Below are 15,748 nucleotides of genomic sequence, written 5' to 3' on the forward strand. Positions count from 1 at the left end.
GTTCGAGACACGTTGAATTCTGGCAAGCGTGGAAGTCGCACGACGAGGTGACGTCGATGGGAATTCCTGCCCTAATCGGTACACCGGCCGTCGGCTGTTTTGACGTCGCCCACGCGACCCGTTAATGTAACGGCCAAATCTCACTTCTTCCATCAATAGTTGAAGACCCATGTTTTCTGATGACACTCGGCTAAAACTCGGTATTCCTGCTGGCAGCCTACAAGATGCGACCGCGGAACTCTTTCGTCGAGCCGGTTATAACATCAAATTCTCTTCGCGATCGTACTTCCCGTCGATCGATGACGAAGAAATCGAGTGCCTGCTGATCCGTGCTCAGGAAATGGCTCGGTATGTGGAAGAAGGCATTCTCGACGCAGGAATCACCGGGCACGACTGGATCCAAGAGAACCAAGCCGATGTGCACGAGGTGTGCGAATTAGTGTTCTCGAAGGTGAGTCGACGACCGGTCCGTTGGGTACTATGCGTCCCGGAAGACTCACCGGTAAAAACCGTGAAAGACATGGAAGGCAAACGGATTGCCACCGAAGCGGTCGGGCTGACAAAATCGTTCCTCGCGAAGCACGGCGTAACAGCGAAGGTCGAGTTTTCATGGGGAGCGACCGAGGTCAAACCGCCACGTTTGGCCGATGCGATCGTTGAAGTGACCGAGACCGGTAACTCATTGCGGGCAAATAACTTGCGGATTGTGGCCGAGGTCCTCCAAAGCACACCTCGGTTGATATGCAACAAGAAAGCCTGGGAAAACGAGTGGACACGGACCAAGCTCGAAAATATCGCATTGATGCTTGAGTCGTGCCTCGCCGCTGAGAATAAAGTCGGCATCATGATGAATGTTCGCCGGACCGATCTCGACGAAGTGCTTGCCGAATTGCCGTCCTTGCAATCGCCCACGGTTTCGTCACTATCCGATCCGGATTGGGTCGACATCATCGCAATTGTCGATGAATCGGTCGTTCGCACGATGATTCCGAAACTCAAAGCGGTCGGTGCCCGTGGGATTGTGGAATATCCGATCAACAAGATTATCGAGTAATCGCCGCAAAGCTATTGATAGTCTGTCTTTCGATTCGGTGTTGACCTAAAACGTTTCTCGGAATACCGTCCGCGGGTTCCGGCGAAACGTGTTCGCGTGTCGCTTCACGCACCGAGGGTCCATCGATGAGAATTTTCTCTCTCTTACCCAATTTGCCATTCCTGCTGTGTTTTTGCATGGTCGGGGGCGCGATTGCCGAGGAAGAACCAGCCGAAAGCACGCAGCCAGCCGCCGCGAAACCGGGTGTGCTGGTGATGAAGGACGGCAGTCTTGCGGATGGAGAAATCACTCAGGAGGCGCGGGGGTTTATCGTTCATAAACCTGGCGGTCGGTTCCTCGTGCCGTTTCAATTGGTGCAATTTCGTGCCGAAAGTCGTCTCGACGCCTATCAGAAGTTGAAGGCCTCTATCCAAAAACCGTCGGCGGATACGTCGGTTCGGCTGGCGAAATGGTGCCTGACTTGGCAACTGCACGAACAGGCGGAACTCGAACTCCGGCAAGCACTTGAGTTCGATTCCGGTCATGAAGTTGCTCGGCGAATGCTATTGCGGCTAGCGTCTGTTCTCGATCCGACCGGCGCTCTCCCTGAGTTACCAGATCCCCCGAAGAAGACCGACGACGGCTTCCAGAAATCGCCGGTTCAATCGTTGGCAGGTCTATCGCGTGAGACGGCATTGAAGTTCACGACCCGCGTTCAGCCGATTCTCATGAACCGCTGTGGCAATGCGACTTGTCATGGATCAGCAGCCGGGCAGAACGATTTTCAGCTGACCCGCGTGCGAATCGGCACAAGCAGTCATCGTCTGCGGTCCGAACGGAATCTGGCCACGATTCTTCGCTATATCGATCTGCAAAATCCGGCGGAGAGTCCGATCCTCAAGCTACCCACCGGTTTGCATGGTCCGAAGCAGCAGTCGGCATTTGGTGGTCCCGGCGGGGATGAGAATCTTCGAGACTTTCAAGACTGGGTCCGTGCGGTCGCGGATGATATGGGGACCGAGGAAAATCAGAAGATGGTTTCCCCAGCGGTTCTCGCCCATGACTCCGAACTCGCGGAGCAACAACCTCAACGTCTGACCTTGATCCGTGGGCGTCCGGAGATTCAACCCATTGATCCTGAGGAGCTTGCTCGTCGGGAGAAAAACAAGATTCTCGAAGCTGCCCTACGGGACGAGAAGCCGGACCTCTTCGATCCCGAGGAGTTCAATCGGCTTCACCGCCGGAATTCCCAACCTTGACAAGAGTTCACTCTAGTCGCCTGGAAGCAAAAGTTAGTTAACTTGGCAACTCTCGGATGCCGATGGAACCTTTATGGATTCTTCGGATATTGAGGGAGTTGTCGATGTTCCTGCGGCGGTTGGCTTTGACAAGAGTCGCCTGTGGAGTGCTACTGCTGGCAACAGCAGGCTGTGCCACGCCGCGTTATCGTTGGCCACAGGGATTTAGCGGGACGTATCATCGGGCCATTTTCGGTGATCCAAGACCCCAGCCGCCGGCGGAATTCGACACCGCCGAAGTCGAGCCAACCGAACAATCCGCGTCCGGTGTGTTCTTTCCTGAAGAACTGACACTTCAGCGTCCCACACAACGCCCGACTCGCTATGCCATTCTTCCACCCACCGCACTACGACAATGAGTTGCGCGGGCCGGTCTCTTTGCAATCCCGTGTCAACACCCTACCCTGAAGCCGACAAGCAAGTCGGTTTGACGAGTCTGGGAGTGGGCGATGAAGAGTCTGAGTCCGTTCGATTTCCTTTCGCCGAGAAAGGTTTTATTCGGTTGGGGATGCGGTGGTCGTGTCGGTTCGGTAGCCGCGTCGATGGGGACGCGAGCGCTACTCGTCTGCAATTCGCGGACGTTGGCAGCGAACGGTATTATCGATTCGCTGGAGTCGCTGATCAAAGACGCGGGAGTGTCCGTCGTTCGCATCCAAATGCCGTCGCGTGAACCGTTGGTTGAAGATGTCGATCAGTTGGTTGCCGAAGCGACTTCGCAGGGGATTGGTCGAGATGGTGATATCGTCGTTGGCATTGGTGGTGGAGCGGCGTTGGACTTAGCCAAGGCTGCAGCCGCTCTCACACCACAAGCTGAACGACATTCGGTCGTCGACTATCTCGAAGGTGTGGGACGCGGGCTAAAGTTGATCGCTCCACCACTGCCGATTTTGGCGATTCCAACCACTGCCGGCACCGGATCCGAGGCGACCAAGAACGCGGTGATTTCCTCGCATGATCCTAAGTTCAAAAAGAGCCTTCGGGACGAACGGTTGGTGCCGACATGTGTGGTGATCGAACCGAATTTCACCGTCTGTACGCCACGGACTGTCACCGCTCATTCGGGGATGGATGCGCTGACGCAGTTGATTGAATCGTATCTTTCCAAGCGGGCGAATCCACTGACACAAGCGTTGTGTATGGAGGGTTTGCGTGTGGGCGTCTCTGCACTTCCGATAGCCGTCGAAAATGGTAAGGATCCAAAGGCCCGGATAGAGATGGCTTACGCGGCATATCTCTCAGGCGTGGCATTGGCGAACTCCGGTTTGGGGATGGCTCATGGAGTGGCGGCGGCACTTGGGGTGCACGCGAATGTGCCCCACGGTCTGGCGTGTGCCGTGATGCTGCCGGCTGCCCTCCGCACCAACGCGGATGTATGCGGTGCCGAGATGGACACGCTAGCCGAAGTCATCACCGGCGAACGGACCGACTCAACTGAAGCCGCGTCGCAGGCCGTGATCGAATGGAGCGAACAACTGGCAGACCGCATTGGCATCCCTCGGCGACTTGGTGAACTCGGGGTGAAACCGGAGCAGTTGGATGCGATTGTCTCAAGTTCGCGAGGGAACAGTATGAATGGCAATCCGAAAGAACTTTCGGACGCAGAACTCAAAGCGATTCTCGAGGCGATGTTATGATCGTAACAGCAGGACTTAGCCCAGCTTGGCAGCAGATTTTAACATTTCGGACATTCGAACTCGGACAAGTCAATCGAGCCCGGTCAGCGGATTGGTGTGCATCGGGCAAGGTGCTCAACGTGGGGTTAGCCTTGCATCGGCTGTGTGGACACAGTCGCGTGTTATGCGTGACGGACGACGGACCTGCGGGGGCGGCGATGCAGGCCGACTTTGAATGTCAAGGTGTTGCAACCCATTGGATCAAGACGCAAGCCGTCACGCGGGTGTGCACGACTCTGATCGATCTCCATACCGAGCAAACGACGGAGTTAGTTGAGAATGCACCGAGTCTGACTCAAGAAGACCTCCAACAGTTTTACCAAGCATTCGAGTTGGAGACCCGAGAGGCGACTGTCGTGGTGCTGACGGGCTCACTTCCCAGCGGTGTGCCGAGTGACTTTTATCGTCGCTTGATCGAGTCGACATCGGCAGCAGTGATCCTCGATGCCCGTGGGCCGGAACTTCGTGAAGCGCTTTTGGCGAAACCGTTTCTCATCAAGCCGAACGTGAGTGAACTTTCTAAAACGGTCCGTCGACCATTGGAAAGTGAGGCCGACATTTGGGAAGCCATGCAGGAGTTGCAAGCCGCCGGTGCAACGAGTGTTGTTGTGTCGCGTGGGGATGAACCGATGTTGGCGGTTTGCCGTGATGAACGGTTTCGCGTTTATCCGGCGGCAGAGTCGGTCGTCAATCCGATCGGCTGCGGCGATTGTTTGGCGGCGGGAATCGCATGGCAACTTTCTCGCGGTGCGGAGTTCTCGTCGTTGCTGAAATACGGTGCCGCTGCCGCAGCGGCCAACTTACAGCAACTGCTACCTGCCCGCATCGACAACGCCCGCGTCGAAGAACTCTGTCATCGAATCCAAGTCGAACCACTCTAAACACGTCGGCTGGATACGATGGCCCCGTGAGCCGTTCAAAACCGTGAAGACACTGCCCATATGCAATTTCAACGGAGCGTCGATGGACGGAGTTATTCGCCCGGGGATAGACTTTTCGGCAATGCTCCCGATGCGGTATGCTAAGCCAAACATCTGACGAAGGAACGCCCATGCCGGATACGATGCCGTTACTGGATATTCAGAATCTGCGAACCTACTTCCACACGGGAGCCGGGGTTGTCAAAGCCGTTGACGACCTCTCGATCACCATTCCCAAAGCGCAAACGCTGGGGTTAGTGGGGGAATCGGGTTCGGGAAAATCGGTTACTTCGTTGACCATTATGCGTTTGCTACCCGAGGCGACTGCAAAGATCGAATCGGGTTCGGTTTCGTTCCTCGGTCGGGATTTAGTGCGTCTGCCGCCGAAGGAAATGCGGACTGTTCGCGGGGCGGACATCAGCATGATTTTCCAAGAGCCCGGCACATCGCTCAACCCGGTTTACCGCACCGGTTGGCAAGTGATGGAAGCGATCCAACTGCACAATCCCGGACTGAGCAAGAAGGAAGCACGAGACCGGACGATTGATTTGTTTCGCGAAGTCGGAATTCCCGACCCGGAACGACGGATCAACAGTTTTCCGCATGAGATGTCTGGTGGTCAGAAACAGCGGGTCATGATCGCGATGGCCCTGAGTTGTAATCCCAAACTCCTCATCGCGGACGAACCGACGACCGCCCTCGATGTGACCATTCAGGCCCAAATTCTCGATTTGCTGCGAAAACTCCGTGACGAACGTGGCATGTCGATTCTGTTTATCACGCACGATCTCGGTGTGATTGCGGAAATCGCTGACCACGTTGCAGTAATGTACCGTGGCAAACTCGTTGAACAGGCACCAGTGCGAGAAATCTTTGAGAACCCGCAACATCCTTACACGAAAGGCTTGTTGGCATGTCGTCCGCGATTGGATACCGAATTCCGCCTGTTGCCCACGGTTTCGGACTTCATGAAGGTGACCACGCAACCGGATGGCACGGTCAAGATCGAGGAGAAACAACTCGACGACAAACGGCTGGAACAGTTCCGCACGTCGGGACGGGGCCGCTTGTTACACCCGCCATCGGAACTGGCCGCCATCGGGCATCCGTGGGAAGAGCTTGCCGGATCCGGGATTCAAGACCTCAATCAATACGAAACTGTCGCCGAAGACACACAGCCGATTTTGTCGGTCAAGAATTTGAAGGTCTATTTTCCGATCAAGAAGGGGGTGTTCTCGCATGTGGTCGATCACGTGCGTGCCGTGGACGACGTGAGTTTCAATGTCTATCCCGGTCAAACACTCGGGTTAGTCGGAGAATCCGGCTGTGGCAAAACAACGACGGGTCGCGGGATTCTCGGGCTGGTTCCCCGAACGAGTGGGGAAGTCACCTTCGAGGGCAACGACTTCGATCCCTTTCAATGGCAACATTTTCGCCCGCGTCGCTTCTCCTTCAATGCAATCGCTGGGGAAGTGATTCGCAAGTTTCAACAGGCGAAGTTTCGCGAAACCCTACGTCGAATCCAGATCATTTTTCAAGACCCGTACAACTCGCTCAATCCCCGTATGACCGTTGAGGCGATGTTGACGGAAGTCATGAAAGTTCATCGTATCGGTCGGAGTCGTGGTGACCGTCGGGATCGAGCCGCTGACTTGTTAGTCGAAGTCGGTTTGGGTCCGGAGCACCTCTCCCGGTATCCGCATGAGTTTTCCGGCGGGCAACGACAGCGAATTTGTATCGCTCGGGCGATTGCTGTCGAGCCGGATTTCATTATCTGTGACGAGTCCGTCTCTGCGCTCGATGTCTCTGTACAAGCTCAAGTGTTGAACCTGCTCAAGAAACTCCAGCAGGAACGCAAGTTGACGTACATCTTCATCAGTCACGACCTCAGCGTGGTGAAGTTCATGTCCGACATGATGGCGGTGATGTATGCCGGGAAGATTTTGGAATTCGGGCCGTCCGATGCGATTTACGCCAATCCCCGCGAAGAATACACCAAGAAACTGATCCAAGCGATTCCCAACGATTCCCTGGAAAACATCGATCGTCGTCAGCGGGAACGCAATGCGGCTATTGCCTAACGACACAATTGAAATCGCGAAGTTCTCCTCCTGAGATTAACGATAGTTAGGAACTTACTCATGAAGCATCTTCTGTTTTGGCTGTGTTTGTTTGGTGTCAGTAGCGGTCAACGAGTCGCGGTCGCGGCCGACGATGCGGGGATGCAGAAACCGGCAAAGTTGGCTGTGAAGGTGCCGGTCGAAATGGATTACCTGCTCTATTTGCCAAAAGACTACGATGAGAAAGATTCGTGGCCATTGGTGCTGTTTCTGCATGGTGCCGGTGAACGGGGCGACAATTTGGAACTGGTCAAGAAACATGGCCCACCGAAAATGATCGCCAACGGGCACGAGTTTCCGTTCATCGTCGCCTCGCCACAATGCAAGAAAGATCAGCGGTGGGAGCCGTTGCCATTGCTTGCACTGATTACAGATCTCGAGTCTCGCTATCATGTCGATCCAAATCGCATCTATGTGACCGGTCTCAGCATGGGCGGTTTTGGCACTTGGTCTTTGGCGTCGTTTGCTCCCCATAAGTTTGCTGCGATCGTACCGATCTGTGGGGGCGGAGAACGCTGGTATGCCCGGCAACTCTCTCATCTCCCGATTTGGGCTTTTCATGGGACCGCTGATCAGGCCGTCCCGGTAGAACGCACCAAAGACATGATCGAGGCCTTGAAGCGAGCCGGCGGCGAGCCGAAATTGACACTCTATGAAGGTGTCGGTCACGACTCTTGGACACAGACCTACGAAAACCCCAAGTTGTACGAATGGCTGCTCTCACACAAACTCACGAAGTGAGCCTGGTAACAACTTTGCTGCGTGACTTTCGCACTTTGATCCATCCTTCGGTTTGGCTACTAAGACTGTGACACTCTTACGACCTGATTTGGAATCGCTGCCACTTTCAAGCACAGATAGCGTGATTCGTTCGGATCGATTGAATTCGCTATTGGAGCAGATCGCTGCGAAGCAAAATTCTGATCGGGTGTGGCCACAACACAATTGGGATTTGTACCGCGAACACGATGTGCTGAGTTGGGTCATCCCCGCAGAATTCGGTGGTGAGGCGATTTCCGCCGAGCAACTGACGCACGGATATCTGCGTTTGGCTGCGGTCGATCTGACATCGGTCTTTGTACTGACGCAGCGAAACGGAGCATGTCAACGATTGGCCGGTTCGGATAATGAGGAATTGAAGTCCCAACTTCTCCCGCGATTCTGTCAGGGAGAAGCGTTTTGCACGGTCGGGATTTCGCATCTCACCACATCCGGCCAACACCTCAAGGATCCTGCGGTTCGATTGTCGGAAGAAGCTGACAGCTTCGTACTCGATGGGCGAATTCCTTGGGTGACTGCTGGCAGCCAAGCGGATTGGATTCTCGTCGGCGGGACAAAGTCCGATGGGACACAAGCGTTAATGATGTTGCCGACCGATTCGGATGGTGTGAAAGTCGAATCACCCCCCGAGTTGTTGGCACTGACCGGGTCCCAGACCGGCGCGGTGAGTTTGGATCGTGTCCGTATTCCGAAAGGATATTTGGTTGCTGGTCCAATTGAGAATGTGATGAAAAGCGGTACCGGCGGTGGTGCCGGTTCACTCACGACTTCCGCCCTTGCACTCGGGCACGCCGCGGGACTTCTCAACCGGATGGCCGATGAAGCGGAACGTCGTCCCGATCTGGTCGAGAGTTACCAGGCACTGTACGAATCCTTCCAAAGCGTGCTGCACGATCTTGTCTCACGTGCAATGAACCCCGAGGCCAACGAATCACGGCTTTCGAACGAATCCATCCGGCAGAATGCGAACTCCCTGGTTTTGCGGATCGCTCAGGCATACTTAGCTGCGGTGAAAGGCGCAGGCTTCTTAAGTGGTCATCCCGCCGAACGCGGAGTTCGGGAAGCAATGTTCTTCCTCGTATGGTCGTGTCCCCAACCCGTATTAAATGCCCAGATTCGCGAGTTCGCCTGTGGGTTCCATCAGGAGCCGTAATTGTGAAGAATTTTTAATCGCATACGGCCTTTCACTCAGTTCGTGAATCGGGAAAGATGGTCACCAGGAAATGTCTCAGGACGATCCCTTCCCCGATCCGCAAACTTTGTGACCGCGGCTTTCTTTTGGAAACCACCGTGGCAAACAGGGGGCCAAAGTGCCAATGATGTCTCAACTCGACCCTGCAGAGCTGGTGGGAAAAACCCTCAGCGAGGGACGTTACGAGTTGCACGAACTGCTCGGTGGCGGGAGCATGGCCCATGTCTACAAAGCCGTCGACGGACGTCTGAATACCGATGTGGTGATCAAAGTTCCAATCCGTCGATATCTGGAAGATGAGAATTTCCTGACTCGGTTTCGACAAGAGTCACAGTTACTTGTCACGCTCAGTCATCCGCATATTGTCAAAATTATCGATTGTGACGAAATCGAGCACATCCCGTTTGTGGTGATGCAATTTTTAGGCGGTGGAGACTTACAAGATCGTTTGCGAAAATCGTCCCGTGGGATGAACGTCAATTCGCTCTCGGATTGGTTGCCTGACGTTGCCAAGGCACTCGACTTCATGCACCAGAAAAACATCGTGCATCGCGATGTGAAACCGGGCAACTTGCTGTTCGACGATTACGGCAACGTTTACCTCGGTGATTTCGGGCTGACCAAGATTCTCGCGGAAACTGCCGAGTACCACGAAGACCCTGGGCTGACATCTGCCGGTGCAATTGTCGGCACCCCGAATTATGTCGCGCCGGAAATTGTCATGGGAATGCGGTGTGACGGCCGGGCGGATCAGTATTCGCTAGCGACCAGCGTATACGAGGTCTTGACCGGACGGCCGCCGTTGATCGGCCCGACCAGTTCGGCGACAATGGTGAACCAAACCAAAAAAGCGGCGAAGCCACTGCAAGAAGTGAACCCGTCTGTTTCCAATGAATTGGCCCAAGCGGTCCATCGTGGCTTGGCGAAATCTCCTCGAGATCGCTTTTCGACCTGCGTTGAGTTCGCCGAGGCAGTGCTTTCTGGTTGTCGTTCGAAGTCGTCCGCAGTTGTCCGACCTAAGTCGAATCCTCAGATCAAAACTCGGTCGGGACAGCAGAAGCGCGGATCTTCGCCAGCGATCCGCAAGATGGGGGCGGAGACGGCCAAACCGTCGATGACGGCGCCAAGGCGTCCGCAGAAGTTGATTTCCAAGGGAAAGCCCGGCTTAGTGGCCTGTCCGAAGTGCAAGGTCGATCTGCCCCTGCGACCGGAACACAAGGGACGACGCGGGCGTTGTATTCACTGTCGCACGTTGTTGCTGGTCGGCAAAGACCTGACGACGCTGAAGTATATCGAAGAATCGCAGCAGTCGACGGTGGCGAGGTCTCGACCCCAATTACAGATGCAAGGCGGCAGTGCCCTGCCCCCCAGAATGTCTCGGAAGAAGAGCGACTCTTCGACGGGCAACAGCCAGGAGATTTTGCTGGGAGAAGAAGTCTTCGGGATGTGGATGAGCAAACGCACAATCACCATTCTGGGGGCTGTGCTAATTCTCGTCTGTTTGGTGGCGACGGTGTTGATCGCAAACTTCGCCACCGAAGAGAAGCCAATTAAGACCAACATTCCGATTTCCAAGGAAGACGGTTAAGCTGCTCTTTTTCGAGCGTTGTGTTCGTGGACGATTCACATTCGCACTTGGTCAACTGCATTCAGACGGCTTGCCTGTTAGAGGCCACCGCTCGCAAAGCGGGGAATGTGCATCCGGGAGCTTCGTTTGACGATTTGCACTACGAAGACTTCGTCGACGCTGCCCGCATCATCGCCCCAATTCTTGCGGATGCGAGTCAACGTAGCGTTGGACAGGTCATTCTTGATGCGATTGTAGCTACCAACCGCCACGTGGGTTCGAATGCGAACCTCGGTATCGTGTTGCTGATCGCACCCCTGGCCGCGGTTCCGATGTCGGTTCCTCTGGATGTTGGCATTTTCGATTTGCTAAACCGATTGACCGTCGACGACGCCCGATTGGTTTATGAAGCCATCCGCCTTGCCAATCCAGGCGGGATGGGGGCAGCGGATGAAGCCGACATTCATCAAGTGCCAACGATCACGCTCAAAGCCGCCATGGAATTGGCTGCCGATCGCGACTCCATTGCTCGTCAATACGCCAACGACTTTGAGGATGTTTTGCGCAATGGGCTGAAAGACCTGTTCTATGCCTGGTATGAGAACTCCCAGACTGGAAGACCGAACCGCGTCTGGGAGCAAGCAGTCGTCGAGCTCCAATTGAAATTGCTGGCTCGTATTCCTGATTCGCTGATTACTCGCAAATGTGGATCGGTCGTTTCAGCCGATGCGAGCATGCGGGCAAAGTACGTGTTGTCGAAGCCAGCGGGAGAGGAGCGGCAGGACGCTTACCGATGGTTTGATCAATGGCTGCGAGCGGACAGCAATCGTCGCAATCCCGGGACAACCGCCGATCTCATCGCCGCCATCTTGTTTGCAGCGCTCCGGGATAGGTGGATCGAGCCACCCTGCTGCCCGTTTCCCAAACCAACGTAAAAAAGCCGCATCGATTGAAAACCGATGCGGCTCTGTATTGCGATCAAGCGAGAAGCGATTAGCGAGACATCGCCATGCGTTCTTCTTTCTCCATCTGACGACGTTTGATGACTTCGTCTTGGAGACTTCCCGGCAGTTGACGATACTTCGCGAACTCCATGCTGAAGGTTCCTTTACCTTGCGTCAGCGAGCGGAGTTCGTTGGCATAGTCAAACATCGAAGCCAACGGCACTTCGGCGTAAATCACCGCGGTGCCATGTCGAACTTCCGATGAAGTGATAATGCCCCGCTTACTCGAAAGGTGACCGGAAACCGTTCCTTGGAACTCATCCGGGACTTCGATTTCGATATTCATGATCGGTTCTTGAACCGCCATCTTCGATTTGAGCAGTGTGTCCCGCATGCAGTTGAACGCACAAATCTTAAACGCCATTTCCGACGAGTCGACTTCGTGGTACTGACCGTCGTCCAGAACCATTCGCACACCCACGACTTCCCACTCACCAAGCGGGCCTTTAACAATACCCTGTTGGAAGCCTTGGTCGACGGCCGGAATGTATTCTTTCGGAATCCGCCCTTGAGTCACTTCGTTCACGAATTCGTAGGGGTTTTCGGCGTCCTCTTCGAGAAGCTCCAAACGGCCTTTGATGTGAGCGAACTGACCGGAACCACCAGACTGCTTCTTGTGACGGAAGTCGTAGCTGACCGGACGAGTCGGGCATTCCCGGTAGGCGACCTTGGGGTCACCCACGCTACACTCGACACCGTATTCGCGACGAATTCGTTCGATGTAAACATCGAGGTGCAACTGACCCATGCCCGCGACAATCGTTTCGCCCGTTTCCTCGTCGGAGGTGACTTGGAAGGTCGGGTCTTCACGACGGAAGCGTTCGAGGGCTTTACCGAGTTTGTCGGCCCCGTCCCGAGTTAGCGGTTCGATCGAGCGACGAACAACAGGCTCCGGCACGAAAATGCTTTCCAACGTCATGTTGACGCCTTCACCGCAGAACGTGTCCCCTGAAGCACAATCGACGCCCACGACGGCGATAATATCACCGGCACCGGCTTGTTCGATGTCTTCACGGGAATCGGCGTGCATCCGCACCAACCGACCGAACCGGACTTTCTTGCCCGTTCGCATGTTGTAGTAGCTGTCGCCCTTCTTGATTTCCCCTTGGTAAATCCGGAAGTATGTCAACTGGCCAAACTGCTCAACGACGGTTTTGAACGCCATCGAAACCAGCGGTTTGGTGTCGTCGGCTGCCAATGGAATCTTTTTCGGTTCCGAAGGGCTGCCGTCTTCGTTCGAGTGGGCGGCTTCCAGGCTCTTGATGTCCATGGCGCTCACGGTACGATCGAGCGGCGAAGGCAAGTACCGCACAACCGCGTCGAGGGCTTCTTGAACACCTTTGTTCTTGTAAGCCGAACCCATCAGGACCGGGGTCACATCTTGTTGCAGCGTGACTTCGCGGACGAGTTCATGAATCCGTTGCTCGTCGATTTCGGTTTCTTCGAGCAAAGCCATCATCAGTTCGTCGTCATACATCGAGAGCGTTTCGAGCATCTCGCTACGAACTTCTTCGGCTTGTTCTTTGTACTCGGCCGGAATCTCTTCCCGACGGATGGTTTCGCCGTTGTCGCCATCGAAGTAAACGGCTTTCATCTTGATCAGGTCGATGACGCCTTTGAAGTTTTCTTCGCTGCCCATGGGGATTTGCAACGGCAGTGGGGTCACGCCGAGCTTTTCCTTCATGGCTTTCATGACGTTGTCTGGATTCGCTCCGGTGCGGTCCATCTTGTTGATGAACGCAATCCGCGGAACTTGGTACCGCTTCATTTGGCGGTCCACGGTCAGCGACTGGCTTTGCACGCCGCCGACCGCACACAGCACGAGGATCGCACCGTCGAGTACACGCAAGCTCCGTTCGACTTCCACAGTGAAGTCCACGTGGCCTGGGGTATCGATAACGTTGACTGAATGGCCCATCCACTCGACAAAAGTCGCTGCGGATTGAATCGTGATGCCTTTTTCACGCTCCAAGTCCATGGAGTCCATGGTGGCACCGCCGTCTTTGCCTTTCACCTCTTGAATACGGTGAATCCGGCCGGAATAAAACAAGATCCGCTCGGTCAGGGTGGTTTTACCCGAATCGATGTGAGCGGAAATTCCGATGTTGCGGTGTTTGGTGAGATCCTTCATGGCATCTACAAAGCTAGATCGAGGTGAATCGGCCAGCCGGGGGGTATCAACCCTGGCGTGGGCGAAAAGGAAGGTAACAAACGAATCTTTAAAACTGATTTGACAGGACCGCCGAGCCGTTTATTCGGTCACAAGGATAGAGAACAGCTCGAAAATCTTGTTAAGGGCAAGCACATCTACGTTTCAATGGTTGTCGACAATGTCGTGTCGACTTTCAACTGCGACAGCGCAATCGTTGACTCAACTTATTTCTCTGTACGCTGTTATGGTGAAACCATTGAACCGTCTCCCGGGTGAGGGTTGTCTGGGTCACGAGGCAAGCAAAGCAGGCGGACGCAGGAAAGAGGAGCAAATCGGTCACCAACCGAACAGCTTCTACGCTTTCGCGGAAATCCTACAGTTGTCAACCGGTCCTGAAAAGAGGAATTCTTGATAAACTCCGAAGAACGCTGAATTTTTGACAAATCTGACTAAACTTTACGGGTCGACAGCTGATATTTCTATGGCCAGAACACGAATTGACGACGCAGAACCCGGTGGACAAACGAAAGGATGACGGAGCATGGCCGATTTTGAAACCGTGGCCAACGAGGACGAAATTCCCATGGGAGAAGGCCGGGCATTTCCGGTCAATGGGCGGATGGTCGCGGTATTCCGATTGGAAGACGGGTGCCACGCCATTAACGATTTTTGCCCGCACATGGGAGCCTCTCTGGCAGGTGGACACGTCGAAGACGGAACCGTGTATTGCCCGTGGCATGCTTGGCGGTTCTGTGTGCGGGACGGTTCGTGGCTCGATAATCCGAAATCGAAAATCTCCACCGACACGTTCGAAGTCCGCGTCGTGGACGGCAAAGTTCAAGTCCGGGTGCCGGAACCGGATGAGGACTAGGGGCAAGGGACCAGGGATCAGGGATCAGGGATCAGAGTCTTGCGGCTGTTGGCTCGGTTTTGGGGGGATTTGCAACTCGTTTGCTAGGGTGGTTTCCGTTAACCGGTCTGATCAGGCACCGGTGGAAGAGTAGTGTAAAGTTAGAAAGGCAATTGCTGACCGACATTTTCGCTCTGTGCGCGATCGTAGATTGCCTTGGCGAGGGCGACGTCTTCGATGGCTAGACCGACGGATTTGAACAAGGTGATATCTTCCGGCGTAGCGCGACCGGTTTGTTGGCCAGAGACGACATCTGCGAGGTCGTGCATCAATCGCCAGTCGGTCATGCCGAGTTGCAACGCTTCTTGGAAATCACCGGCTTCCAGTTGGCAGGCTTCGATACTGTCACACACGATGTGATCGGCCTGCTGCACGGTCACGGCATCGACCTCGGTTTTCTGTAACGAATTGGAACCAATGATGTTAAGGTGCGTGCCGTCCACGAGAACGCGGCCGTCAAATACCGGAGTTTTCGCCGAAGAGGCGGTGATGATAATGTCTTTGTCGGCGGCGGCTTCGTCGGGGCGATGCACCGAAACCACTTCCGTCACGCAGAGTTCGCTCATTTCTTCCGCGAATTGGGCACAGCGTTCGGCGTTCCGGCTGTAAACTTCGACCCGTTCGATCTTCCGGACCTTGCAAACCGCTTGAAGTTGCGTGCGTGCTTGCCGACCGGTTCCAAATAGGCCGACCACACTGGCATCGAGACGGGCCATGGCTTCGGTGGCAACGCCGCTGGCTGCACCTGTGCGAAGCCGACCCAGTTCGTCGGCTTCGATCATCGCGATCAGTTCGCCACTTTTGTTGTCATACAAGCCCACATGGAACTTTGCTCCGTGTTTCGTTGTCGTGTAGAACTTCCAACCCGAGACACCGAGATACTCCGCCGACGCGTGCATCCCGTGCAACCAGATTCCCGGGGATTTGGCTCTTCGCCGGGGGATATTATGGGCCGTTCCTTCCGCCAAAGCCGCGAAAGCTCTCTCGACTGTATCGAGTGCCAAATCGATGTCGGCCAGTTCACGAACGTCGTCTTCGGAGAGGAATAGAGCCGGCATGAACGAGCCTTTCATGGACAGGGGCGATAAAAGGGATCAGG

General features: G+C 54.9%; 13 protein-coding genes. 11 read left to right on the top strand and 2 right to left on the bottom strand.

Annotated features, from left to right (window positions below; all coding sequences use genetic code 11):
- Positions 1-169: 169 nt before the first annotated feature.
- The 10 genes from hisG (at position 170) to AC5DDB_RS09390 (ending at position 11,518) form a co-directional block, all read left to right on the top strand.
- Positions 170-1,054: an ATP phosphoribosyltransferase gene (gene hisG / locus AC5DDB_RS09345; RefSeq protein ID WP_491739448.1), complete on the top strand. Its 885-nt coding sequence runs from the start codon at positions 170-172 to the stop codon at positions 1,052-1,054.
- 125 nt (positions 1,055-1,179) lie between these two features.
- Positions 1,180-2,292: a hypothetical protein gene (locus AC5DDB_RS09350; RefSeq protein WP_491739449.1), complete on the top strand. Its 1,113-nt coding sequence runs from the start codon at positions 1,180-1,182 to the stop codon at positions 2,290-2,292.
- Between the two features lie 62 nt (positions 2,293-2,354).
- A complete protein-coding gene (locus tag AC5DDB_RS09355) occupies positions 2,355-2,690 on the top strand; it encodes a hypothetical protein (RefSeq protein ID WP_491739450.1) in 336 nt (111 codons plus the stop codon).
- Positions 2,691-2,780: 90 nt separating this feature from the next.
- A complete protein-coding gene (locus AC5DDB_RS09360) occupies positions 2,781-3,965 on the top strand; it encodes an iron-containing alcohol dehydrogenase (RefSeq protein WP_491739451.1) in 1,185 nt (394 codons plus the stop codon).
- Positions 3,962-4,885, top strand: a complete 924-nt coding sequence (locus AC5DDB_RS09365) for a 1-phosphofructokinase family hexose kinase (RefSeq protein WP_491739452.1) — start codon at positions 3,962-3,964, stop codon at positions 4,883-4,885. Before AC5DDB_RS09360 ends, AC5DDB_RS09365 begins: the two co-directional genes overlap by 4 nt.
- Before the next feature lie 170 nt (positions 4,886-5,055).
- Complete coding sequence (locus tag AC5DDB_RS09370) at positions 5,056-7,005, top strand: ABC transporter ATP-binding protein (RefSeq protein ID WP_491739453.1); 1,950 nt, start codon at positions 5,056-5,058, stop codon at positions 7,003-7,005.
- Positions 7,006-7,065: 60 nt separating this feature from the next.
- A complete protein-coding gene (locus AC5DDB_RS09375) occupies positions 7,066-7,785 on the top strand; it encodes a carboxylesterase family protein (protein WP_491739454.1) in 720 nt (239 codons plus the stop codon).
- 121 nt (positions 7,786-7,906) lie between these two features.
- Positions 7,907-8,977 (top strand): acyl-CoA dehydrogenase family protein, encoded by a 1,071-nt coding sequence (locus tag AC5DDB_RS09380; RefSeq protein ID WP_491739455.1) that lies wholly within the window; start codon positions 7,907-7,909, stop codon positions 8,975-8,977.
- Positions 8,978-9,140: 163 nt separating this feature from the next.
- On the top strand, positions 9,141-10,604 hold the full coding sequence (locus AC5DDB_RS09385) for a serine/threonine protein kinase (protein WP_491739456.1): 1,464 nt from the start codon (positions 9,141-9,143) through the stop codon (positions 10,602-10,604).
- A 26-nt stretch (positions 10,605-10,630) separates the two neighbouring features.
- Complete coding sequence (locus AC5DDB_RS09390) at positions 10,631-11,518, top strand: triphosphoribosyl-dephospho-CoA synthase (RefSeq protein ID WP_491739457.1); 888 nt, start codon at positions 10,631-10,633, stop codon at positions 11,516-11,518.
- A 58-nt stretch (positions 11,519-11,576) separates the two neighbouring features.
- Here AC5DDB_RS09390 and fusA read toward each other — a convergent pair whose 3' ends face one another.
- Entirely contained in the window at positions 11,577-13,718 is a 2,142-nt protein-coding gene (gene fusA, locus AC5DDB_RS09395; protein ID WP_491739458.1) for an elongation factor G, read from the bottom strand.
- A gap of 562 nt (positions 13,719-14,280) precedes the next feature.
- On the opposite strand from fusA, the gene AC5DDB_RS09400 reads away from it, so the two are divergent.
- Positions 14,281-14,610, top strand: coding sequence for a Rieske (2Fe-2S) protein (locus AC5DDB_RS09400; RefSeq protein WP_491739459.1), 330 nt, complete (start codon positions 14,281-14,283; stop codon positions 14,608-14,610).
- A 140-nt stretch (positions 14,611-14,750) separates the two neighbouring features.
- Here AC5DDB_RS09400 and AC5DDB_RS09405 read toward each other — a convergent pair whose 3' ends face one another.
- Positions 14,751-15,707 carry an ornithine cyclodeaminase family protein gene (locus AC5DDB_RS09405; RefSeq protein ID WP_491739460.1) on the bottom strand — a complete coding sequence of 319 codons (957 nt, stop codon included), beginning with the start codon at positions 15,705-15,707 and terminating at the stop codon, positions 14,751-14,753.
- Positions 15,708-15,748: the final 41 nt, after the last annotated feature.

The sequence above is a fragment of the Thalassoroseus sp. genome, assembly GCF_984380535.1.

Excerpts from the sequence above, each read along its gene's own strand:
- hisG (WP_491739448.1), top strand. The coding sequence starts at position 170 with ATGTTTTCTGATGACACTCGGCTAAAACTCGGTATTCCTGCTGGCAGC.
- AC5DDB_RS09350 (WP_491739449.1), top strand. The coding sequence starts at position 1,180 with ATGAGAATTTTCTCTCTCTTACCCAATTTGCCATTCCTGCTGTGTTTT.
- AC5DDB_RS09355 (WP_491739450.1), top strand. The coding sequence starts at position 2,355 with ATGGAACCTTTATGGATTCTTCGGATATTGAGGGAGTTGTCGATGTTC.
- AC5DDB_RS09360 (WP_491739451.1), top strand. The coding sequence starts at position 2,781 with ATGAAGAGTCTGAGTCCGTTCGATTTCCTTTCGCCGAGAAAGGTTTTA.
- AC5DDB_RS09365 (WP_491739452.1), top strand. The coding sequence starts at position 3,962 with ATGATCGTAACAGCAGGACTTAGCCCAGCTTGGCAGCAGATTTTAACA.
- AC5DDB_RS09370 (WP_491739453.1), top strand. The coding sequence starts at position 5,056 with ATGCCGGATACGATGCCGTTACTGGATATTCAGAATCTGCGAACCTAC.
- AC5DDB_RS09375 (WP_491739454.1), top strand. The coding sequence starts at position 7,066 with ATGAAGCATCTTCTGTTTTGGCTGTGTTTGTTTGGTGTCAGTAGCGGT.
- AC5DDB_RS09385 (WP_491739456.1), top strand. The coding sequence starts at position 9,141 with ATGATGTCTCAACTCGACCCTGCAGAGCTGGTGGGAAAAACCCTCAGC.
- fusA (WP_491739458.1), bottom strand. The coding sequence starts at position 13,718 with ATGAAGGATCTCACCAAACACCGCAACATCGGAATTTCCGCTCACATC.
- AC5DDB_RS09400 (WP_491739459.1), top strand. The coding sequence starts at position 14,281 with ATGGCCGATTTTGAAACCGTGGCCAACGAGGACGAAATTCCCATGGGA.
- AC5DDB_RS09405 (WP_491739460.1), bottom strand. The coding sequence starts at position 15,707 with ATGCCGGCTCTATTCCTCTCCGAAGACGACGTTCGTGAACTGGCCGAC.